24 protein-coding genes are annotated in these 19,744 nt (G+C 42.4%); 6 read left to right on the top strand and 18 right to left on the bottom strand.

The window, feature by feature from the left end; all coding sequences use genetic code 11:
- Positions 1–16 precede the first annotated feature (16 nt).
- Complete coding sequence (locus METLIM_RS08710; RefSeq protein WP_004077757.1) at positions 17–328, bottom strand: energy-coupling factor ABC transporter substrate-binding protein; 312 nt, start codon at positions 326–328, stop codon at positions 17–19.
- Complete coding sequence (locus tag METLIM_RS08705) at positions 325–1,023, bottom strand: energy-coupling factor ABC transporter permease (protein WP_004077754.1); 699 nt, start codon at positions 1,021–1,023, stop codon at positions 325–327. The genes METLIM_RS08710 and METLIM_RS08705 overlap by 4 nt, the downstream gene beginning before the upstream one ends.
- Positions 1,024–1,206: 183 nt before the next feature.
- Here METLIM_RS08705 and METLIM_RS08700 point away from each other — a divergent pair, with 183 nt between their 5' ends.
- Both METLIM_RS08700 and METLIM_RS08695 read left to right on the top strand, forming a co-directional pair.
- Positions 1,207–2,547: a cobyrinate a,c-diamide synthase gene (locus METLIM_RS08700; protein ID WP_004077752.1), complete on the top strand. Its 1,341-nt coding sequence runs from the start codon at positions 1,207–1,209 to the stop codon at positions 2,545–2,547.
- Between the two features lie 75 nt (positions 2,548–2,622).
- On the top strand, positions 2,623–2,814 hold the full coding sequence (locus tag METLIM_RS08695; protein WP_004077750.1) for a hypothetical protein: 192 nt from the start codon (positions 2,623–2,625) through the stop codon (positions 2,812–2,814).
- A gap of 43 nt (positions 2,815–2,857) precedes the next feature.
- Here METLIM_RS08695 and METLIM_RS08690 read toward each other — a convergent pair whose 3' ends face one another.
- The 10 genes from METLIM_RS08690 to METLIM_RS08650 all read right to left on the bottom strand — a co-directional run bounded on the left by METLIM_RS08690 (position 2,858) and on the right by METLIM_RS08650 (position 10,027).
- A complete protein-coding gene (locus METLIM_RS08690; RefSeq protein ID WP_004077748.1) occupies positions 2,858–3,985 on the bottom strand; it encodes a hypothetical protein in 1,128 nt (375 codons plus the stop codon).
- 14 nt (positions 3,986–3,999) lie between these two features.
- On the bottom strand, positions 4,000–4,752 hold the full coding sequence (locus tag METLIM_RS08685; protein WP_004077746.1) for a proteasome assembly chaperone family protein: 753 nt from the start codon (positions 4,750–4,752) through the stop codon (positions 4,000–4,002).
- A complete protein-coding gene (locus METLIM_RS16105; RefSeq protein WP_004077745.1) occupies positions 4,733–4,903 on the bottom strand; it encodes an RNA-protein complex protein Nop10 in 171 nt (56 codons plus the stop codon). Before METLIM_RS16105 ends, METLIM_RS08685 begins: the two co-directional genes overlap by 20 nt.
- A gap of 13 nt (positions 4,904–4,916) precedes the next feature.
- Entirely contained in the window at positions 4,917–5,702 is a 786-nt protein-coding gene (locus METLIM_RS08680; protein ID WP_004077743.1) for a translation initiation factor IF-2 subunit alpha, read from the bottom strand.
- 8 nt (positions 5,703–5,710) lie between these two features.
- The gene (locus METLIM_RS08675; RefSeq protein WP_004077741.1) at positions 5,711–5,899 is read right to left on the bottom strand and encodes a 30S ribosomal protein S27e; all 189 of its coding nucleotides are present in this window, start codon (positions 5,897–5,899) and stop codon (positions 5,711–5,713) included.
- Positions 5,900–5,904: 5 nt separating this feature from the next.
- A complete protein-coding gene (locus tag METLIM_RS08670; protein WP_004077740.1) occupies positions 5,905–6,183 on the bottom strand; it encodes a 50S ribosomal protein L44e in 279 nt (92 codons plus the stop codon).
- Positions 6,184–6,293: 110 nt separating this feature from the next.
- A complete protein-coding gene (locus tag METLIM_RS08665) occupies positions 6,294–7,031 on the bottom strand; it encodes a hypothetical protein (protein ID WP_157202268.1) in 738 nt (245 codons plus the stop codon).
- 11 nt (positions 7,032–7,042) lie between these two features.
- Entirely contained in the window at positions 7,043–8,185 is a 1,143-nt protein-coding gene (gene priS, locus METLIM_RS08660) for a DNA primase catalytic subunit PriS (RefSeq protein ID WP_004077736.1), read from the bottom strand.
- Positions 8,182–9,771 (bottom strand): tRNA uridine(34) 5-carboxymethylaminomethyl modification radical SAM/GNAT enzyme Elp3, encoded by a 1,590-nt coding sequence (locus METLIM_RS08655; protein WP_004077734.1) that lies wholly within the window; start codon positions 9,769–9,771, stop codon positions 8,182–8,184. The genes priS and METLIM_RS08655 overlap by 4 nt, the downstream gene beginning before the upstream one ends.
- Positions 9,761–10,027: a UPF0058 family protein gene (locus tag METLIM_RS08650; protein WP_083824947.1), complete on the bottom strand. Its 267-nt coding sequence runs from the start codon at positions 10,025–10,027 to the stop codon at positions 9,761–9,763. The genes METLIM_RS08655 and METLIM_RS08650 overlap by 11 nt, the downstream gene beginning before the upstream one ends.
- Before the next feature lie 74 nt (positions 10,028–10,101).
- On the opposite strand from METLIM_RS08650, the gene METLIM_RS08645 reads away from it, so the two are divergent.
- Positions 10,102–10,962 carry an ADP-ribosylglycohydrolase family protein gene (locus METLIM_RS08645; protein WP_004077728.1) on the top strand — a complete coding sequence of 287 codons (861 nt, stop codon included), beginning with the start codon at positions 10,102–10,104 and terminating at the stop codon, positions 10,960–10,962.
- A 74-nt stretch (positions 10,963–11,036) separates the two neighbouring features.
- On the opposite strand, the gene METLIM_RS08640 is transcribed toward METLIM_RS08645, so the two are convergent.
- Both METLIM_RS08640 and METLIM_RS08635 read right to left on the bottom strand, forming a co-directional pair.
- The gene (locus METLIM_RS08640) at positions 11,037–11,486 is read right to left on the bottom strand and encodes a UPF0179 family protein (protein ID WP_004077726.1); all 450 of its coding nucleotides are present in this window, start codon (positions 11,484–11,486) and stop codon (positions 11,037–11,039) included.
- A 58-nt stretch (positions 11,487–11,544) separates the two neighbouring features.
- A complete protein-coding gene (locus tag METLIM_RS08635) occupies positions 11,545–12,624 on the bottom strand; it encodes an NAD(P)-dependent glycerol-1-phosphate dehydrogenase (protein WP_004077724.1) in 1,080 nt (359 codons plus the stop codon).
- Between the two features lie 14 nt (positions 12,625–12,638).
- On the opposite strand from METLIM_RS08635, the gene METLIM_RS08630 reads away from it, so the two are divergent.
- The 3 genes from METLIM_RS08630 to proS are packed head-to-tail and all read left to right on the top strand — an operon-like array spanning position 12,639 to position 15,493.
- Positions 12,639–13,484 (top strand): DUF63 family protein, encoded by an 846-nt coding sequence (locus tag METLIM_RS08630; protein ID WP_004077722.1) that lies wholly within the window; start codon positions 12,639–12,641, stop codon positions 13,482–13,484.
- Positions 13,477–14,046, top strand: a complete 570-nt coding sequence (locus METLIM_RS08625) for a stage II sporulation protein M (RefSeq protein ID WP_004077720.1) — start codon at positions 13,477–13,479, stop codon at positions 14,044–14,046. The genes METLIM_RS08630 and METLIM_RS08625 overlap by 8 nt, the downstream gene beginning before the upstream one ends.
- 13 nt (positions 14,047–14,059) lie before the next feature.
- The gene (proS, locus tag METLIM_RS08620; protein ID WP_004077718.1) at positions 14,060–15,493 is read left to right on the top strand and encodes a proline--tRNA ligase; all 1,434 of its coding nucleotides are present in this window, start codon (positions 14,060–14,062) and stop codon (positions 15,491–15,493) included.
- 197 nt (positions 15,494–15,690) lie between these two features.
- Here the strand turns inward: proS and METLIM_RS08615 are convergent, their stop codons facing one another.
- The 4 genes from METLIM_RS08615 to METLIM_RS08600 all read right to left on the bottom strand — a co-directional run bounded on the left by METLIM_RS08615 (position 15,691) and on the right by METLIM_RS08600 (position 19,739).
- Positions 15,691–16,194 (bottom strand): pyruvoyl-dependent arginine decarboxylase, encoded by a 504-nt coding sequence (locus tag METLIM_RS08615; RefSeq protein ID WP_004077717.1) that lies wholly within the window; start codon positions 16,192–16,194, stop codon positions 15,691–15,693.
- A gap of 335 nt (positions 16,195–16,529) precedes the next feature.
- A complete protein-coding gene (locus METLIM_RS08610; protein WP_004077715.1) occupies positions 16,530–17,057 on the bottom strand; it encodes a ferritin in 528 nt (175 codons plus the stop codon).
- A 150-nt stretch (positions 17,058–17,207) separates the two neighbouring features.
- Positions 17,208–18,050, bottom strand: coding sequence for a thiamine pyrophosphate-dependent enzyme (locus METLIM_RS08605; RefSeq protein ID WP_004077712.1), 843 nt, complete (start codon positions 18,048–18,050; stop codon positions 17,208–17,210).
- Positions 18,051–19,739 (bottom strand): 2-oxoacid:acceptor oxidoreductase subunit alpha, encoded by a 1,689-nt coding sequence (locus tag METLIM_RS08600; RefSeq protein WP_004077710.1) that lies wholly within the window; start codon positions 19,737–19,739, stop codon positions 18,051–18,053.
- Positions 19,740–19,744 lie beyond the last annotated feature (5 nt).

Raw genomic sequence — 19,744 nt, 5'->3', positions numbered from 1 at the left:
ACGTTTGTTAAAAAGTTTAATTTGGATTCTTTTTAAGCTTTCTTTCTGTATACCAGGACCCAAAGATCCAGCCTATCAGTAATCCGCCAATTACTGCCTGAAGAGCAAAGAGGCATGATTCAATCTCACCTGAAGGGGGTGTAAAGGTGTAATCTGAGTTATCTATCCATGGTTCATAACCCTGTGCCTCAACCATCTCTGAACCTATACCGTCAGTGCCGCCCCAGCCCTCTTCTCCGGATGCCTGAACAAGAGTATCTGTATAAAGGAATATCCCAATAAATATAATTATTCCAATTGCAGCAATTGCTTCAAATTTATATCTCATTCTTCAAGTCCTCCCTGAATTTTCTTCATTTTATCTTCTGAAAGTACTTTCAGATTTAAAAGCAGTTCAGGTTTAAGCATGATTATGTACTTGAAGATAACTACAAATACAAGGCCTTCAACTATTGCAAGCGGAACCTGCGTCAATGCAAATACTCCAAGGAATGCTATATATGACCCGACAAATCCACCTGATGTTGAAGGGAATGCAAGAGCAAGTTGAAGTGCTGTAATACAGTATGTGACAAGATCACAGAGAAATGCTGCAATGAAGATGGCTGCAAAGAAATTGAAATTTATCTTATCAAGCGCTTTATATACAATATAGCCGGCAAATGGTCCTATTACCGCCATTGACATCGCGTTTGCACCAAGTGTTGTAAGGCCCCCATGCGCAAGAAACAGTGACTGAAAAAGCAGCACTATTACACCAATGACACATGTTATCCATGGTCCGAATGTCACAGCCGAAAGTGCGGTACCTGTTGGGTGTGAACAGCTCCCGGTAACAGAAGGAAGTTTCAGTGCTGACAGTACAAATATAAAACCGCCTGCCACACCGAGAAGGGGCAGCAGTTCCCGGTTTTCGTTAAGTATATTTTTCAGTCTGTACATTCCATAGAAAAGACATGGCAGAAGAAGAATCCACCATATCTGCCACCATGGACCGGGCAGGAAGCCTTCCATAATATGCATGTTATTTATGTCCTCCAATAAATATGATCGTTATGATAAGGCACATATGTGCATTCATAAGTTCGTCCTAATTCCATTTAAATTTAGTTTATTTAGATAAATTTTATTTAGGTTTGCTGTTGTGACATCATAATATCTTAGTATCATAATATATATGACAAAAAAATAATATGATTACCAGAGATGACACCAACAATAATAATTGCAGGAACACACAGCGGGTGCGGGAAAACGACTATTTCATCGGCAATTATGTCTGCACTGACAAAAAGAGGGCTTAAGGTTCAGCCTTTTAAAGTTGGTCCTGATTTTATAGATCCTACACATCATACTGAAATATGCGGGCGCGTATCGAGAAATCTCGACCCTTTTATGATGGGTGAGGATGGCGTTTTAAGAACGTTTGATTATGCATCAAAGGATGCTGATATCTCAGTTATTGAAGGTGTCATGGGTCTGTATGACGGCCTTGAAGGAACAGATGCCGGAAGTACCGCCCATGTTGCAAAGATACTTGGTGCGCCGATAATTCTTATTGTTGATGCCAAAGGATCTTCCAGAAGTGCAAACGCTTCAGTTCTCGGATTTACAGAATTTGACAGAAGTGTCAGAATTGAAGGTGTAATCTTCAACCGTACGGGCAGTGAAAGGCACAGGTCAATGATCAGCGCGTCACTTCAGAGGGAGGCGTTAGGGTGGATTCCATGGGAGAGAGAAAAATCACTCAACAGCCGCCATCTTGGCCTTAAGATGGCTCATGAAACATTACCTGAAGAATCTCCGGCAGCATTTACCGGGATAATTGAAGAAAATACTAATCTTGAGAGAATTATCGAAATTGCAAAGGGTGCAGACAGGAGGGAAAATGTTAATGTCTCTTCCGGCTTCTTAGGTGCAGTAAATAAGACCAGAATTGGGGTTGCATATGACAGTGCCTTTAATTTTTATTATAAGGACAATCTGGACATGCTTGAAAAATACGGAGCAGAAATTATCTTTTTCAGCCCGATGGAAGATGATGTGCCTGCAGTTGATGCGCTCTATTTCGGCGGTGGTTACCCTGAGATCAATATGGAAAGACTCGAAAAATCAAAGTGCCGAACTATGATAAAAAAACATGCTGATGACGGTATGCCGATTTATGCAGAGTGTGGCGGGCTGATATATCTCTCCCGCAGCATTGATTACGAGGGCAGAAAATCAGAAATGTGTGGAATACTCCCTTCGGATACAGTAAAAATGAACAGGTTTCAGGCACTTGGATATGTTGAGGCAGTATACAGAGCAGAAGGTTCCCCTTTGCCATCCGGAATTTCAATAAAAGGACATGAATTTCATTATACAAAAATGATCTGTGATTATGACGCAAAATTTGCCATGAAACTTTCACGCGGGAAGGGAATTGAAGACGGAAGGGATGGGTTATATTCCGGAAATACAATAGGGGGATATACCCATGCATATTTTTCAGACAGATTTGCAGAGGCCTTCGTTAATAATGCAGTAAAATATTCTGAAAGATGATATTTTTTGAAATATGAATAATTTTGTGGTTTACCCAATATATATATCCTAGAGAAAACAAAACTCATAAAAAAGATGTTTTCCAGGAAACTACTTGAGGATAAAGATACTTTTTCCCTCCTCATACAACTTACAGATATTGCTGCTTCAGCACATGAAAGAGGCGACTTTAAAAGAAGGGATGCCGCCCTGGATGAAATCAGGGAGATCAGAAAACAGATATCCGGTCAGATCGCTGAAAGCGCCGGGAATAATAATTCTGAATAAAAAATCAGATTGATTATTATCTTAAATCTCTTCAATATATCTTTTATCTGTAAGGTATCTCAAAATTTCCGTACATTCCTCCGCCCCCCGGATGAAGAATGATCTCATTACTCCTGAACTTCTCTACTGCAAGACCAACCTCTGCATTTAATTCTGACAGCTCACAGGGATCTACATTTAAAAGGACATTTATCTCGTTGTCAAATTCACGGATGAATTCAGCATAAAGTTTCAGGCAGCCCTTCGTATTGGGAGAAGAGGTTTTGAGTACATTTTTTATTATTTCACCAAGTGGGATAATGTGTACATAATCGGGCCTTTTGGTTGTAAATCCCTCTTTTGAGAGATATTTTGCCCGGTCATGAACACCTCTCTTTATTGCACCGCCATCGTCCGGACATTTCCAGTTGAAGCTTTCTGCTTTTAGGGCACTGAACTGTCTGAAACATCGTGTACATGCTGTACGGTTGTATTTACCTTCCTCAGGAAAAAAACCGGCGTTGAGAACGATTCTGTTATTGAGAACTGCTGAAATGATATCTTTTACTGAATTACTGCTGACTTTGATTCTGTTGAATTCCCTTGCAATTTTGTTTACTGCCGGACTGTGTGCATCTGAATTGGAAAGAAATGGAATCTCCTTAAGTTCTTCGATTCCGGCGGCATATGAAGTATCGGCCGAAAGTCCAAGCTCAAGAAAATCCACCACCTCACTGCCGTAGCACTCAGTAATACTCTCAAATTTGCCATACATTCCTGTCCACGGGGTAAAGGCATGTGCTGGGCCAATATATCCTCCGTTATTGTGAACTATCTCAGCAATCCTTTCACCCGTCAGGGCTACATGAGGTCTCCCTCCGGTACTGATATTTCTGCTGAACGGAGTCATCTCAGAATAAATATTTTCCGCAGTATCGAAATCCTTCATCAGGATCAGATGGTGCACCTTTCCTTTTCCCTCAACTTCTGCTGTTGGAATTATAGTTACGCCATGATAATTGATATCCGGATCATCCCACATCTGCCGCCACTTTGGGTGTATAGCATCGCCGCTTCCGATTACATCAATGCCTTTAATAACGCATGAGTCAAGAAGTTTTTGTGGCCTCATATCTTTTGAAGCCGCCATTGAAAAAAGAGAATGAATATGAAAATCGGCATTAAGAATCATTTAAATGATCCTCTTTAACCGATATAACTCAGTTCTTCATCAGATTTCTGCTGATCCATTGCTTTTAAGCGTTCAACAAAGACTTCCATCTCATCTGCCCGTTCTACAAGTTTTGTTGGATCAACTTCTATTCCGGTTAATTTTGAAAGAACTTCAAGAACGCTGGCTGAGCTTTTCGGGTCAACGAGATATCCGGAGGTCTCTCCCATAAGGCAGATTCCTTCGATCTCTCTTCTGACACCAAGTCCTAAAAGAAGACCTGATGCACCGATTATTCCTCCCCCAGGTTCTTCCTTTGCAAATACTGCGCCGGCTTTCTCAACTTCATCCTTCAGAGTATCGCTGTTAACTGCAGCCAAAACCCTAATCTCATCGATGAGGTGCCCTACACCATATCCGCCAAGGGTGTATATTCTTTTAACACCATACTTCTCAGCTATATCCAGATAAGCATCAGTCATAAGATAATGCCCTTCAGGTGAACTGCTCTGAAAATCTCCAGTCAGAAAGAGAATATTTAAATCTTTTCCGGAATATCTGAAAATTTCGTTGTTTGGCATATGCGCTACGCCGGTTTCATCAATTATAACCTGTGGAGGGAAGAAAACAGACTGGATCTCAGCTACCTTTTCTGCACCCAGCTCTTCGATCAGGTGCTCTGCTACAAGTTTTCCAACCTGCCCCACACCCGGAAGACCTTCGATCATTATATCGCATCTGTTGTCTTCTGGATTCTCCTCAAAAAAATCAATAGTTATATCCTTCATTTCTTTTAACCTCCCTCCTGTATTTTCCATATCTGTCCTGAGGTGAGAAACGCGGAGGATGTGCAATAACAGTACTGCCACCACAAACAGGACAGACAAAGGAAAGAGAATACCTGCTGTCCTTAGGACAGCATCTTATGTGTCTGGTCATTTAAACTGTCTAATCAGTTTTTAGCGGAGCGCTGCTTTCTGATGAATTTACCTTCACCTTCTGCCCGCTCCATGACACCGATCGCTGCTTTTGCAACCTTGTTGATTGCATTTTCAGCGGATTTATAATCCGGTGCAGTTACCTTTACACGGTATTTCGGGGCACCGACGTACACAAGCTCAAGCTCAACTCCTTCGATCTTTGGCTGTGCACTTCTGAGAGCCCTTCTGATTATATTAACACCGTCAGGCTTGTCAGATGTCAGAATCAGAGTGCCGGAGATAGTAACTTTAGGAAGTTTTACATTTTCATTTGCAACTTCAACAAAAGCCTTTGCAACACTTTCATCAAGTTTAAGCTTTGAAAGTGTCTTTTCCTCATCAATCAGCACATCCTCAAAAGGCGGAAAAAGTGCGCCATATTCCGGGAAGAATTTTGAGATAATCTCTTCAGCAGGGACACCGGATTTCTCGGCTATAAAACCGATCCATTTCTCTGCCTTCTGTTCATTCTTCCACTCATGGATCTTTTCCTTGCGCTGATGATCGTTAACATCTTTCAGAGAGAGATCTATGTGCCCGCGGCTTTTGTTCACATGGAGAACCTTGCACACAACCTTCTGCCCTTCACGGACATAATCACGTATGTGCTTAATCCATCCCCGTGCAACCTCAGCAATAGGTATCAGACCTTCACGGTCATCGTATTCATCAAGTGAAACAAATGAGACAAAATCCTTCACATTTGTAACAGTGCATACTACAAGTTCACCTTCGTCCGGCCATTCTCTCTCGTACATAGTTAATATTACTCGTGTTCGGCAATAATCTCTGCCTTTATATCCGCATTTCCGCCCTTAGGCTCTGCAAGAACCTTTCCGCAGACAACACAGTCCACGACTGAGCTTGCCCTCTGGAATATCTTCTGCTCATTTTCGCAGTCCGGGCATTTCACTGTATAAAATTTTGATCTGTTTTCTCTGTTTACACGAACCATCTAAATCACTCCGTAAGCTCGAATTTTCCTGCTTTGACACCAGCGCGAAGGTGCGCTTTACTGCATTTTGTGCAGCGGTATCTTACATTGATTCTCTTTGTAGGTTTGTCTCCACCGGGCACTTTTGAGAATTTACCCATATTTCCTACTTTACTTCTGCGTGCTTTCTGCCTGTCGATCCAGTGTAAATGTAGATCGCGGCCTTTCTTTACTTTCTCTACTTCATGAACCTCGTGGGTTCTGCAGTACGGACAATATGTTTTGAATTTTACTGGCATTTTCATAAAATATCAGGCCCCTGTTCTTTGGAAATAAGCCGCCACAATTATTGGAGCATTGAGGCGGCAATTACAGACGTATATCAGATATTTGATTTACCTGTTAAATCCCATTATCATTTACCAATGCCTATATTTAAGGCTATGTTGCGATTATACAGAACATCGGCATTTATTCTGGGAAGTGTAACAATATCTTCTGCTGAAAGATTATATATCCTGCCGTCAATGCCCATAAAAGAATCAATATTTTCAATGATATAAATCGGTTCATATTCAATTCCGCCACTTTTTTCCGGGCGGGAGAATTCTGATTTGGGTTCATTTTCGGCTTCTTTTATCAATATATCGTCAATATGTGGGATAATGTCGGATATATAATCTTCAGATAATATCTCCTCATCCACGCGGGCTGTAATCTGTTGATTTACTGCCGCGCTTTTCTTAGTTGTTCTCAGAAATTCAGGTTCTGTAAATTTTTTACGGCATTCTCCAATGGCCAGAAGAATTTTGTCATACATCTCCTCTTCAGGAGGCAGCATCCTTTTGAGTTCTTCTTTATCGGTTTTGCCGCAGTCTGCCTGAATTTCAGCGAGTTTAATTATTTTTCTTATTCTCTGATTTGTAATATCCTGCAGAGTGGCCTGAACGCTCTCGATCTCATTCAGCAGTTCACTTCCGCGCTCAGTCATAAAGTGATCGATTGAACTTGCTTCGGAGTAAAGTTCTGAGAGATATTCAAGCGCTTCGCTATAGACGTCATCCGGAATTTCAGATAACTTTCCGCTCCCTCTCTCATCAAGTACTATGAGTCTTAGATAATCCAGATCTATGTTGCATATGCCAGACATCATTCACCGGTAATTTATCTTCTGGCGCCCGAAAACTCAGCAATTCCTCTTGCGCAGAGGAACAGGGCAAGTGCTTCGGGTACTCTGTTTAATCCTTTATCCAGGGAATATTTATTCCCGAGTATAGGCATTGTCACAGGAAATTTAGCATCTACAATTATATCATCATCACCAAACACAACTGCATCAGTCAGAGGATCAAACCCTGAAAGTTCAGAAACCGGCATTGGTACAACCCTCATTGAACTTCCGCCATGAAGCGATCCGGGCATTCGTATAAGGCGTTTGATGTCGGTTGTAACCGGTTCATCGGTTAAAACTGCCCTTTTATCAAAAATTTCCCTATATTCGGCTGAATCAGATTTAAGAGCCTCCAGAATTTTTTTCTGAGTCTCTGAGATTATAATGTCGCTTCTGCCTGATTTCAGCGCCTTTGATAATGCCGGCATGGACTCAATAAATGCTGAAGCAGATTTTTCACCAATTCCGCGAAGTGCGCCAATTTTTTTAACTGCACACTTTTTTTCTCCGGAAGAGAGCAGGCACAGGTATTCAGCAAGGGATTCTCTGTACCTCTCAGGCCATCCTGAGCCGGTTGTGTGGGACTTCAGCATAATCTGGGGGTCAATCCCTGTCCCGCAGACATAATCTACAATCTCACGCCTCTCAGCACTGTTCCAGCCCAATACCTCAAGGTTTCTGATGTGGATGTGATATCCTCTTCCTCCGGAGAAGACAAGGAACATATCCTTCTCTGAGAATCCAAGTTCATCGCGCAGTATGGCAATTAGTTTGAATACCTCTTCCTTCACACGCGCAAGCATCATGTCATATGCGCCCCGGACTATGTGGTCGGCATCGAGATCAAATATAAGATCTGCCCCGCACCATTCCTTATCAGTCATTGTTCCTGCTGAGGGAGTACGGTAGTATGCTGTAGAATGATAGACGTGGCGCGGAATCATTGCATGGAGATAATTCTCAACTTCAGGTTTTGAACTGAATGATATGTGGCGCCTCATTCTTACATCATCGGAGGTATCAAAAAAGATGAAACCCCATTCACGCTGTTCAATGGCCGGAGGAACTTCTATGGTGGCTTTTTTATAATGGTTATAAAAATTCTGTTTTAAATACTCCAGAGTTGCAGCATTCATCTGATCTCCTTTTCCATATATGGACCGTTTCTTATGTAGCCCCTTTTCATGTAGTATGGCCTTACGCCGATTCCGCTCATTACGGCAATCTTTCCGTAACCATTCTCTGCTGCAATACTCTCTGCATATTTAAGGAGCCGGTCACCAAAACTCTTATGCTGCCATTCATTCTCTCCGGCAGAACCGGATATCGGCACAACAGAACCATATACATGAAGTTCCCTGAGAAGTGCTGCGTCTTTAAGCTCATCTCTCCAGGGCATGTACGGAAACCGCAGCCTTGCAAAACCAATGAGTGCATCACTTGCGGTGAACTGAATAAAAAATTCCCTGCCTCCGCAGCATGGATACTCAGTAATCTCAATATGCGGCTCTTCATCAATTCTGTTCCTTCCGGCTTCCCTGCATCTTATGCAGCGGCACTTTCCACCCCTTTCAGTCAGTCTGCTGCCTGCAAGCTGTCTGAAATTGCTGAAGTGCGATCCGGCTACAATCAGCTTTGCAGGTATGTCGCGCTGAACTCTCTGCAGGCGTACATATTCCGGAAGGCGTGATTTCCCATAAGCCACAAGATCAATGAGTTTATCCTCGTCATAGACATCGTAACTTCCTTTCGTCCACATATCCTCTATCTCTGAACCGGGAGTCACAAGTGTGGGATATATCTTCAGAAAGTCGGGACAGAAACCCTCATCGGTAAAGAGCGTGTCAAACATCTTTATGTCGTCATCAATCGTTGCTGATGGGAGGTTTGGCATGATGTGAAAACCAACCTTAATTCCGGCATCGCGCAGGAGTCTGTTAGCCTCTATGGAATCACTTACTTTGTGTCCCCTCCTGTTGAAGTCCAGTATCCTGTCATTAGTCTGCTGCACACCGATTTCAACTTTTGTCACTCCAAGTGTGAGCATTCTGTCAATATGCTCTTTTTTGCACCAGTCAGGTCTTGTTTCAAAGGTTACTGCAATGCATCGTACCCCGGAGGATTCATTCTCTCTGCAAAGTTCTTCGAATGTGAATATGTCTCCTCTGTTATCAGAATTATATTCGTTCATTGCCCGAATACATGACCTCATAAACCATTCCTGATATTCAGAGTCTCTTGCAGTCATAGTGCCGCCCATCACAATTAACTCGGCTTTGTCAATGTGATGGCCAAGTATCTCAAACTGTTTAAGCCTTGCCTGAACCTGATTATAAGGGTCGTATTCAAGCTGCCTGCCCCTCAAAGCCGCCGGTTCCTCTCCGGTATAACTCTGGGGAGATTTAAACGGATGGTCCGGACCTCCCGGACATGGCAGACATATCCCGTGAGGGCATGAATGCGGCGAAGTCATAACTGCCACGGGCGCTACCCCTGAGATAGTTCGTGAGGGCTTAACCTGAACAAAAGGCCTTAAAAGTTCCTTCTCAACCTCAGTTGCAGAAGAAAATATCTCTGAATTGCGCGGGATAGTATGAAGCCTGTATTTTTTAGCAACAGATGTTTTTATCCCGGGAACATCTGAAGAATCTCTGGCTTCCGATAAAATTCGGGAGATTAATTCCCTTAAAACAAAATCCTGATTTTTTGGGTCAGTGTTCAACAGCAACCTCTTCTGAACCTGCACCCGGTGAGTATTCAACTGTGGGCACACTTCTGCTCTGAATATATCCGACAAGTTCGTCACCAAGAGTCAAAATAGCCTCTTTATGGCAGATTTTGTTTTTGTGAATATGAACCGGTGATATTTTCAGATTATCATATCTCTCGGTCAGAATCTCATCACAGTTTGTTGACTCATAATATTTTTTTACCTGAACTAAAAGCATGTGTAGATGTAGTAATTCCTCTTTCTGCACTAGATCACCAATCCTTAAGATTTAGTTCAGCCGAAACCACATATAATTTATTGGTGAGGTTTATATCTGAGATAATGAAAAAAGCGGGGTCACTTGTAGGTTTATCTGTGGGGGATGCGTTAGGTGCAGCCTTTGAGGGCTTAAAACCAGAAAATAAGCCTGTATCTGATATTATTTCCGGGGGTGTTCATAATCTGAGGGGAGGAGAGGTTACGGATGATACATATCAGGCCTTATCTGTCGCTAAATCGTTAATCAAGCATAGAAAACTTGCCTATGACGAAACTGCGCTCTTCATGGCTGAAAGTTTCAGGATTCACAGAAAATTATTCGGTCCTACATCTGCAAGGGTGTTTGAAGCCGTATTAGCGGGCAAATCTGCATTTCGCATCTCAAAAGAGGTTTACGATTCAGGAGGCGGCAGGACAAACGGCAGTGTTATGAGGGGTGCGCCGGTGGGTATTTTCTTCGGGCCTGATAAAGTCAGGACAATGAGTATTCTATATTCACAGATGACACATTACCACCCGGTCGCCTGTGAATGCTCGGCTTTTGTAAATATGATGATTAGCTGTATGTGCAGGGGCCGCGGCAGGAGGGAGGCTTATTATCTCGCACTCTCCGGATGCAGAAATGAAGAGGTTCTGGGAGAACTCTCAAAGATTAAGAGAAGAGAACTCACCCCGTCCATTGATGCGCTGGATACAACGCACTGCGCACTCGCTTTTTTTATGCAGGGAAATTCATTTGAGGAGTCAGTCTCGGATGCTGTGTCAATCGGGGGAGATACAGATACTATAGCTGCAGTCACCGGTGCATTGTGTGGCGCTGAATATGGCTGTGATTCCATCCCGGAAAGGTGGCTGTCCAGTCTGAAAATCAGGGAAGAGATTCTAAAAACTGCTTTTCAACTTGCAGATGCCTCCGAAAAATAATTTTTGAGGTGGAAATAAATATTGAACCTTGGGTAGATATTTCTGAGTTTTACAACCAAAATGACGTTTTTCTTTCAGATCGGAGTAAGCTCTACTTTTCTTAACTTCCGGCTCATCGCGCATGGCTGGTCATTCTCCTCAAAAACTCCTGATACCTGATATCGCTCACCTTCAATCACACCTTCCGGGAAACAGATATCATAGAGGCTGCATGTGAGATTCGGGCATGTCTGATTGAATATTATTTCTGATTTGGGAATTGCCCGCTTTGATTCAATAAGTGCAATGACCGGAGGTTCAATCACTTCTATAGCGCAGACTCCGGAGTTATGTATATTGCAGGAATGAACTGTATTTCCTCTAAGTCCGACAATGCGATATCTCCTTTTTGGTACCAGATTGTTACAGACCTTAAACATTCTGCAACCTTCGCATTTTTCAAGCTCACCTTTATAAATAAATTCAAGACCCATTTTTGCGAGGTTTTTACCAATCAGTGTAATAATTACAGCATTTTCAGACATATTTCAGTTACTCCCTTTAAGCAGACGTATTTTATCCATACCTGATTTCTAATAGAATTTAATCCTTATAAAGCATTTTTACAAGTTTTACAGCACAGTCTCTTTCAAGACCCATATCAAGAACAGTAAATCTTTCCGGGCGTATTGTTCTTGCCATCATTAGTGCCTCAACTGCCACTTCATCATCAATGCCGAGTTCTTTTGGAGTTACAGGTGCACCTATTGCGCGAAGGGAATTTCTGATCCACCGCCAGTCGCCGCCGTGCAGATACATCGTCATTATAGAACCTATTCCGCACTGTTCACCGTGAAGGCCGGTATCCGGAGACAGTATGTCCAGAGCGTGGCTGAATTTGTGCTCACCGCCGCTAGCAGGTCTTGATGAACCTCCGATACTCATTGCAATTCCGGATGAGAAGAGTGCCTTTAGAACCATCCATGCCCCTTCTTCAGAACCGGGTTTTATCACATTGGCATTTTTTACAAGTATCTCTGCGGTCATCTTAGAGAGCGCAATGGCATATTCACTTATGACTTCTCCCCTGAGCCTGTGCGCCAGTTCCCAGTCGAGAATGGCTGTATAATTGGAGATGACATCGGCGCATCCTGATGCAGTAAGTCTGTGTGGAGCCTTTGATACGATTGCTGTATCTGCTACAATTGCAATGGGTGGGTGCGCATCAAGTGATACTCTCCCTCCCTCAATCGGCACTGATGCACGCGAGGAGGCTATTCCGTCATGTGATGCTGCTGTAGGGACGCTGATGAAATGTCTGTTAAGATTATATGAAGCAATTTTAGCCACATCTATCGGTTTTCCTCCGCCCACACCTATCAGAAAGTCTGAACCGGATGCGGCATCTTCAGCATCAGCTATGCTCTGTTCTGAAATTGAATCAATTGTAAAAACCGATACGTCATACTTGTCTTCCAAAAGGTCCAGAACACGCCCTCCTGCGGCTTTCATGGTATTTCTGCCGGAGATTATCAACGCAGAATTGCCGGTTCTCAGATCTTCACAGACTTTTGGGATCTGTTCTATTGAATCATGACCGATTATGACATCACGTGGCATCTGAAGCCATTTGGATTTGTCAAATTGCGGTTTTTTGAGTACTTTTATACCTTCTGCGCTCATTATTTTATCAATAAATGATAGGGGATTTTATATACAAATATTATGTAGGTCCGATTGTGAACGGTGAGGCCTATACAATTGTTGACACCCTTACCTACGCCCTGATACTGATACTGTCGGTATATCTGGTGTACAGATGGCTTGAAAGGACAGGGATCTCAATTGACAGGGATTTTATTCTTGCAGTAATTCCCTATGTTGTACTTGGAGGCACGCTAAGAGTTGTAGAGGATACAGGGATTATTCCGTACCCGTGGTATATCCTGCTGATAACTCCGGTGATATTTTTTGCAATATTCTTTTATGCTATAATTGTCCTGATAATATCGCGGACCCTGGAATCAAAGGGGATAATCAGGAGGTATACTCAGGGTTTTGCAGCCGGAGGTATAATCGCTGTTATTGCTTCACTAATTCCGCTTGTCTGGTATGGAATAACACAGTCAGAAATTCACATATCTGTGATGGTTATCATTCTGGCTATGGCTTTTGCATCATCGGCAGCAGTCTGGTTAGTGATAAGATATGTATTTAAATGGGATTTTGCGTCCGATATCCTGTACAAACTGCTGATATTCGGGCATCTGCTTGATGCAAGCGCAACAAGTTTTGGTATTGATCTGCATGAGATGGCATATGTTGAGCAGCATGTTGTCGGTTCTGCTCTGATTGATGCAACCGGAACCGCATTTTCCATGTTCGGGCTTAAACTTGTTGTGGTAATTCCTGCGATATATATCCTTGAGATGTACAGGAAAGAAGGAAACAAAGCGCTCTGGCATCTGATAATTCTTGCAATGATAATGGTCGGAATGGCACCTGGAATCAGGGATATGGTCAGGATGATTCTTTATGTTTGAAGGGAATCTGAAGAGAGCATTTCTGTTTTCTCTCTCTCTTTTTGTATTATTTTTCATATTCGGAGCACTTGCATTCTCGCAGAATCCCGAATCCGGTAAGGCGATGATTGAAACTATAAGTCAGAATATATTCCTGCCGATTTTAACTGACAATGATGCCCTGCTGGCTCTTAATCTCTTTATTAATAATACGGAAGCATCAATTCTTCTCTTCATCGGCGGTGCAACTTTTGGCATTGTTACGATGTTTATACTCATGACTAACGGAATTATCGTTGGTTTTATCCTTCAGTTTACAATGACTGAAAAGGGCCTTCCGGTTGTTTTTGCCGGGATAGTTCCACATGGAATATTTGAAATTCCGGCATTCATAACGGCAGCAGGACTTGGATTTATACTGTCAGAATCCCTCTGGAGAGAATTCAGGGGGAGTGGTGATGCAGCAGCTGAAGCCAGGAGACTTGGGAAGATATTTGTTATGACAGTTATACCGCTTCTTATTGCAGCGGCATTCACAGAGGCATTTATTACGCCTCAAATCATAAATTTAGTTAGTATTTAGGAGTTTTTCATAAATGTCCGAAGAGAAGGGCACACTGCCTTCAAAAGAAACATTCAGCGAATGGTACAATGAAATACTCTGGCGCGCCGAGGTAATGGACGTCAGATACCCTGTTAAAGGGGTTTATGTCTGGTACCCGCATGGTTTTGCAGTCCGAAAGGCTGTATATTCAGCATTAAGAGAACTTCTTGACAGGGATCATGAAGAAACTCTTTTCCCGCTTTTAATTCCTGAAAACGAATTCATGAAGGAGGCTGAGCATATCAAGGGCTTTGAGGAGGAGGTATACTGGGTTACTCATGGCGGAACATCTGAACTTGATGTACCTCTTGCATTAAGGCCGACAAGTGAAACTGCAATCTATCCTATGTATGCGCTGTGGGTGAGATCACATGCTGACCTTCCGTTAAGGCTGTACCAGATTGTTAATACGTTCAGGTATGAGACTAAGCATACCAGGCCCCTTATTCGCCTGCGTGAGATAACATCGTTTAAAGAGGCGCACACCGTCCATGCAACATGGGATGATGCAAAGGATCAGGTTGAAGATGCTGTTGCTCTCTACACTGAGTTTTACAGAAGGCTCTGTGTTCCGGTGATTATCTCTAAAAGGCCGGACTGGGATAAATTTCCGGGCGCGGATTACACCATGGCAACCGATGCGGTTATGCCGGACGGAAGAACGCTTCAGGTCGGCACTGTTCATCATCTCGGTGATAATTTCTCAAAGACCTTTGACATCAGTTTTGAGGATGAGAATGGGGAACAGAAGCCTGCATTCCAGACCTGCTATGGAATATCGGAGAGGTGTATAGCGGCACTTATATCAGTTCACGGAGATGACAAAGGTCTTGTTCTTCCGCCTGAGATGGCACCTGTCCAGGTCGTCATTGTCCCGATTATTATGAAGAAGAGGGCTGATGAAATTCTGGAATCTGCAAAAGCTCTTGAGAAGGAGTTAAAGGAAGCAGGACTCAGGGTAAGGATTGATGACAGGCCACTGAGGCCTGGTGCAAAGTATTACCACTGGGAGATGAAGGGTGTTCCCCTGAGGCTTGAATTAGGCCCCAGAGATATTGACAATAATGTTGTTATGTCGGCAAACCGCCTGGGAGAGAAGGCCAGTCTGAGCCGTGAGAATATTACTGAAGATGTAAGGAAAAGTCTTGATGCTTTTGCTGAGAGTCTCCGTAACAGAGCTGAGGAGACTGTAAAAGAGAAGATCAGAAAAGCGGATACTCTTGATGAGGCCGGAAAAGCTGTTGAAGACGGTGTTGCAGTTGTTCAGTGGTGCGGATGTGAATCCTGCGCCAATGAGATAGAAAAAAGATTAAACGTAAGCATTCTTGGCAGTGAGATAAGGTCTGAATATATCAGTGATGCTGAAGGCGAATGTATAATCTGTAAAAAAGCCGGAAAGCCGGCACTTGTTGCAAGATCGTATTAATTCAGCAGTTATAAATAATAAATCATAATATTTATTTTTGGGAAACCTGAGAGTTCCGGCAGTATTTTATATTGGGTTTTTAATTCATATAAATCCTGAATACGCAAATACAGCGGATAACATATGTTGTCATTATGTAACTGTGTGTATTATTTTTAAGTGCCTAAAAAAAAGTATAATTAAGATTAATGCAGGTCTTATTCCATTATAAAAACAGCAGCTGCAAGAGTTGTGGACCAGTCGCCGTTATCATTTACAACTGTTGATTTTGTCCTGTTCATGGTTTTCTCAGGTACTTTATCAGAAATACTCCTGTACATATTGTCTGCGATCTTTTCTGCATATGCACCTGCAACCTCTTTACTTTCGTCAAAACTGTGGTATTCCGCAAAATATCCCCAGTCTTTTTCAACATCGCGTGGAATTGCCATTCCAACCGATGCTGTTATTCTTTTTCCCGCTTCATTTGATGAAAGACGGGATAGTACGGTAAACGTAATACTGCCGGGGAATAACATTTTTATTCCTTCCTCTTTTGATACAATCCTGCATTTTGGGGGTAGAATTGAACTGACTTCTACAAGGTTGTAGCAATGTATTGACGCTTCTCTTAATGCCATCTCAAAAGATGTAAGTTTGTCAGGGTGAGAACCTGCGCCGGACGTGAAAAACACTTTTTTTGGAACAAACTGACCTGTCACTGAAATATACTCCGAAATTATTCTTTTTTATTATACCTGAGTAACCTTAAAATTATATGAAATTACCCGGGGAAATAACGGTTTTTCATATGCGGCAATGTTTCTGATTATCCGGCACTATCTGAAAAAGTAGTGACAATATTGATGGACAAACCCAAATTAAGTAATATATGGGTGGTGCAATATAATTATGGATGAATTGGGATAGTTGCGGAAAATATCAGATATGTCCTGGAAATACAGGGTAAAATATTGAATTATCCGGTTTACCGGTTATTGTTGGGTATTATGAGTTGTCCCAACTTATCAGCAGAGCGGTAATTCTTATTCTGAATTCAGTTCTTTTTATCCGTTGCAGGTGGTGTATAAACTCTTGTTGCAAGTTCCTTATCAAGCATGTAAAGAAGGCTGGAGTTTCCCTGAGAACCCATAAGTCTTAGTTGATTCAGGATCTCTTCAGCATTTGCCTCCTCTTCAACCTGTTCATCAACATACCACTGAAGCATATTATTTGTCGGATGATCTCTCTCTTCAATAGCAAGTTCAACCAGAAGATTTATTCTTGAAGTTACAAATTTTTCATGCTCAAGGGATGCCTCAAATGCATCAAGGGGTGATGCCCATTCTGTTGGGGGTTCTTTTATTGCCTGGAGTTTTACCCTCCCACCTCTTGAAATCATATAACTGTAAAATTTCATTGCATGCTCAAGTTCTTCCTGAGCCTGAACAGATTCCCAGTTTGCAAAGCCCTTAAGGCCTATGGATTCATACCAGGATGACATTGAGAGATACATATAGGATGAATAAAGTTCCCACATGATCTGTTCGTTAAGCTCTTTCTCAATTTTTGGATTCATTGCCATTTTTATTACGCCTCTTTTCCCTTTTATTTCCTGATTGAGCGCGAAGATATAATAAATTTTCCACCGGAATTATATCCGGTAAAAATCAGACAGTCATAGATAATCAGTCCCTGAAATCCGGTCAAATAAAGTTACACTCCGGCTGAATTGTCAGATTTTCTCCATAAACTCTTTTACAGAATTCTTTCTGGTATCTGTGTCAGAGAAGGGGGAGAATTCATCTTCGTATACAGATTTACTGACCTGATAAAATTCTCCCAGTGGTATTTCTTCACCGCCATTATAATTCCATAGTCTGATTATCTCTTCTGCACCGGAATAAGATGAAAGATTCTGATTATTATGGAATTTCACCTTCTCCTCATAGACATCAGTCATATTAAAATAACTTGCACATATCTGGAGCACTTCGATATATGAAAATCCTTTATGTCCGATGCCTGCTCTGATAAGTCCGGCGAGATGGTCTTTTCTCCCGGAATAACCTCTGGCAATATATGTGGCGCCGCTGACAAGCATCAGACTCATGGGATTAACCGGCCTTTCAGGAGAACCAACCGGTGTAGACCGGCCCTTAAAATGATATGGTGAGGTGGGCGTGTACTGCCCTGTTGTCAGGCCATATACCCGGTTGTCATGAACAATAACTGTAATGTCAAGATTTCTTTTTGCAGCAAATATGAGATGTTCAAGACCCTCTGCATAGGTATCTCCGTCCCCGACACAGCAGATAACCCTGAGATTATTGTTTGCAAGTTTAATTCCGGTTGCGAAGGGAATTGCACGCCCGTGAAGTGAATATACTGTATTTACGTTCAGATAATCCGCAATTTTACCATGGCACCCTATTCCGGCGACGAGAACAACTTTATTGAGGTTTTCACTTTCATCTGCCATATCTGCGAAAACCTCTTTCAGGCTGTGTTCAATTGAGAAATTTCCGCAGCCCATACACCATGTGTTCTGTTCAGTCGTAATCAGGTTTCTGTCCATTTACAGCACCTCCGATATTTTTGAGTAAAGTTCTTCAACAGTCATCTGTCTGCCTCTGTAACTGAGGATCTGTATGTCTGCATGAATTCCCATCCCTTTTAATATCAGGGATAGTTGTCCGGTTGAATTATCCTCGGCAACAATTATTTTTTTAACCCCTGAAAATTCTTTTTTCATCTCTTTTTCAGGGAAGGGAACCATAACAACCGGCTGTATAAACTTTAAGGCTAACTTTTCAGAGACTTCCTCACAGAGCATTGACAAAGAACCCCAGCATACCAGTGCAGTCTCAGAATTTACCATTCCCCCTGTATGTATGCACTTTATTTTCTCAACTGCTGACCTGAGGGCGTTTTCTTTCTTCTCTCTTTTGTCAGCAAGCCATTGCAGCATTTCAGGATCTCCTGTTGAAATTCCGGAACAAAAATGTGTCTTTCCATTAATTTTGACCACTGCATTTTTTGTTCCTAATGGGGCAAATGGGGAGATTCCGTCTTCTGAATCAGCATATCTTTCATATCTGGAATCATCCGGAACGGAATTGATAACAGAGGATTCTGAGAGAGTTTTATTTTCTGAAATTTTACCGGCTGAAGAGAGATCAAATTCAAATGTGTAAATGCCCTCACATACGGTTCTGTCCATCAGAATAATTGCCGGTATCTGAAAATCCCAGGCAATATCCATAGCAAGACGGGACCATGAGAATGCCTGTGAAGAATTTGCAGGCGCAACGACAAAACGGGGGAATTCACCATGTCCTGCATATGATGCAAATAAGAGATCACTCTGTGCATTATACGTCGGTGCTCCGGTGCCTGGAGACTGCCGCTGTGCCAGAACTATAACCAGGGGAATTTCAGCAATTCCGGCATAGCTAAGTCCTTCTGTCATCAGGCAGAACCCACCCCCGGAGGTTCCGGTTGCAGCCCTCCTGCCGGCACATGCAAAGCCTTCTGCCATTAATACAGCAGCGATCTCCCCTTCGGGATGTATAACCTTTATCCCGAAATTATCTGAATTTCCGGCGAGGAAGTGCAGGATACCGGAAGCGGGTGACATGGGATAAGCGATGTAGGCATCAAGTCCGGCATAAACAAGACCAAGTGCAAGTGCTTCGTTTCCGGATAATATTTTTTTCCGGCCCGAAATTTCAGATATATCCGGTATTTTACAGAATTCTGAGAGATAATCATATCCTTTCATGGCAATTTCAAGATTTTTTTCAGTTTTTACCGGCATTTCATCCCTGAGAACTGACAGGGTGAATTCGCGTTCAAGCCCGATGGTTCTGCAGAATGCACCGAGAAGGCAGGAGTTTATCATAACCGGAATTCCGCTGCATTCTTCAACAATCTGTTTTGCCGGGACAGCTGTCCCTGATACTTTTTTTACACTGTCAGAATCAAAAATAAGGATTGATTTCGTTTTGAGCTGTTTTCTGTGGATTTTTACGGTATTTTTATCCAGTGCGATCAGAATATCAATCTCATCTCTCAGTGAACCTGTCTTTTTATCAGATGCCCTGATTACAGAGAAGTTATGCCCTCCTTTGATAAGCGAAGGATGGTCAAAATCCATATATGCATAGTAACCAAGCCTGGAGAATAATCTGGCAATTGTAAGCCCTGCACTGCTGATTCCCTCCCCGGCCTTACCTCCTATAATAACTGAAAAATCCAGTTCCATTTCCT

This window comes from Methanoplanus limicola DSM 2279, assembly GCF_000243255.1.
Lineage (GTDB): Archaea > Halobacteriota > Methanomicrobia > Methanomicrobiales > Methanomicrobiaceae > Methanoplanus > Methanoplanus limicola.
Note: the sequence above shows the minus strand (reverse complement) of the source record. Positions and strands in the feature narration are given on the sequence as shown.

Coding starts and splice junctions, on each gene's coding strand:
- METLIM_RS08710 (WP_004077757.1), bottom strand. CDS start 328: ATGAGATATAAATTTGAAGCAATTGCTGCAATTGGAATAATTATATTT.
- METLIM_RS08705 (WP_004077754.1), bottom strand. CDS start 1,023: ATGCATATTATGGAAGGCTTCCTGCCCGGTCCATGGTGGCAGATATGG.
- METLIM_RS08700 (WP_004077752.1), top strand. CDS start 1,207: ATGACACCAACAATAATAATTGCAGGAACACACAGCGGGTGCGGGAAA.
- METLIM_RS08695 (WP_004077750.1), top strand. CDS start 2,623: ATGTTTTCCAGGAAACTACTTGAGGATAAAGATACTTTTTCCCTCCTC.
- METLIM_RS08690 (WP_004077748.1), bottom strand. CDS start 3,985: ATGATTCTTAATGCCGATTTTCATATTCATTCTCTTTTTTCAATGGCG.
- METLIM_RS08685 (WP_004077746.1), bottom strand. CDS start 4,752: ATGAAGGATATAACTATTGATTTTTTTGAGGAGAATCCAGAAGACAAC.
- METLIM_RS16105 (WP_004077745.1), bottom strand. CDS start 4,903: ATGACCAGACACATAAGATGCTGTCCTAAGGACAGCAGGTATTCTCTT.
- METLIM_RS08680 (WP_004077743.1), bottom strand. CDS start 5,702: ATGTACGAGAGAGAATGGCCGGACGAAGGTGAACTTGTAGTATGCACT.
- METLIM_RS08675 (WP_004077741.1), bottom strand. CDS start 5,899: ATGGTTCGTGTAAACAGAGAAAACAGATCAAAATTTTATACAGTGAAA.
- METLIM_RS08670 (WP_004077740.1), bottom strand. CDS start 6,183: ATGAAAATGCCAGTAAAATTCAAAACATATTGTCCGTACTGCAGAACC.
- METLIM_RS08665 (WP_157202268.1), bottom strand. CDS start 7,031: ATGATGTCTGGCATATGCAACATAGATCTGGATTATCTAAGACTCATA.
- priS (WP_004077736.1), bottom strand. CDS start 8,185: ATGAATGCTGCAACTCTGGAGTATTTAAAACAGAATTTTTATAACCAT.
- METLIM_RS08645 (WP_004077728.1), top strand. CDS start 10,102: ATGAAAAAAGCGGGGTCACTTGTAGGTTTATCTGTGGGGGATGCGTTA.
- METLIM_RS08640 (WP_004077726.1), bottom strand. CDS start 11,486: ATGTCTGAAAATGCTGTAATTATTACACTGATTGGTAAAAACCTCGCA.
- METLIM_RS08635 (WP_004077724.1), bottom strand. CDS start 12,624: ATGAGCGCAGAAGGTATAAAAGTACTCAAAAAACCGCAATTTGACAAA.
- METLIM_RS08630 (WP_004077722.1), top strand. CDS start 12,639: ATGATAGGGGATTTTATATACAAATATTATGTAGGTCCGATTGTGAAC.
- METLIM_RS08625 (WP_004077720.1), top strand. CDS start 13,477: ATGTTTGAAGGGAATCTGAAGAGAGCATTTCTGTTTTCTCTCTCTCTT.
- proS (WP_004077718.1), top strand. CDS start 14,060: ATGTCCGAAGAGAAGGGCACACTGCCTTCAAAAGAAACATTCAGCGAA.
- METLIM_RS08610 (WP_004077715.1), bottom strand. CDS start 17,057: ATGGCAATGAATCCAAAAATTGAGAAAGAGCTTAACGAACAGATCATG.
- METLIM_RS08605 (WP_004077712.1), bottom strand. CDS start 18,050: ATGGACAGAAACCTGATTACGACTGAACAGAACACATGGTGTATGGGC.
- METLIM_RS08600 (WP_004077710.1), bottom strand. CDS start 19,739: ATGGAACTGGATTTTTCAGTTATTATAGGAGGTAAGGCCGGGGAGGGA.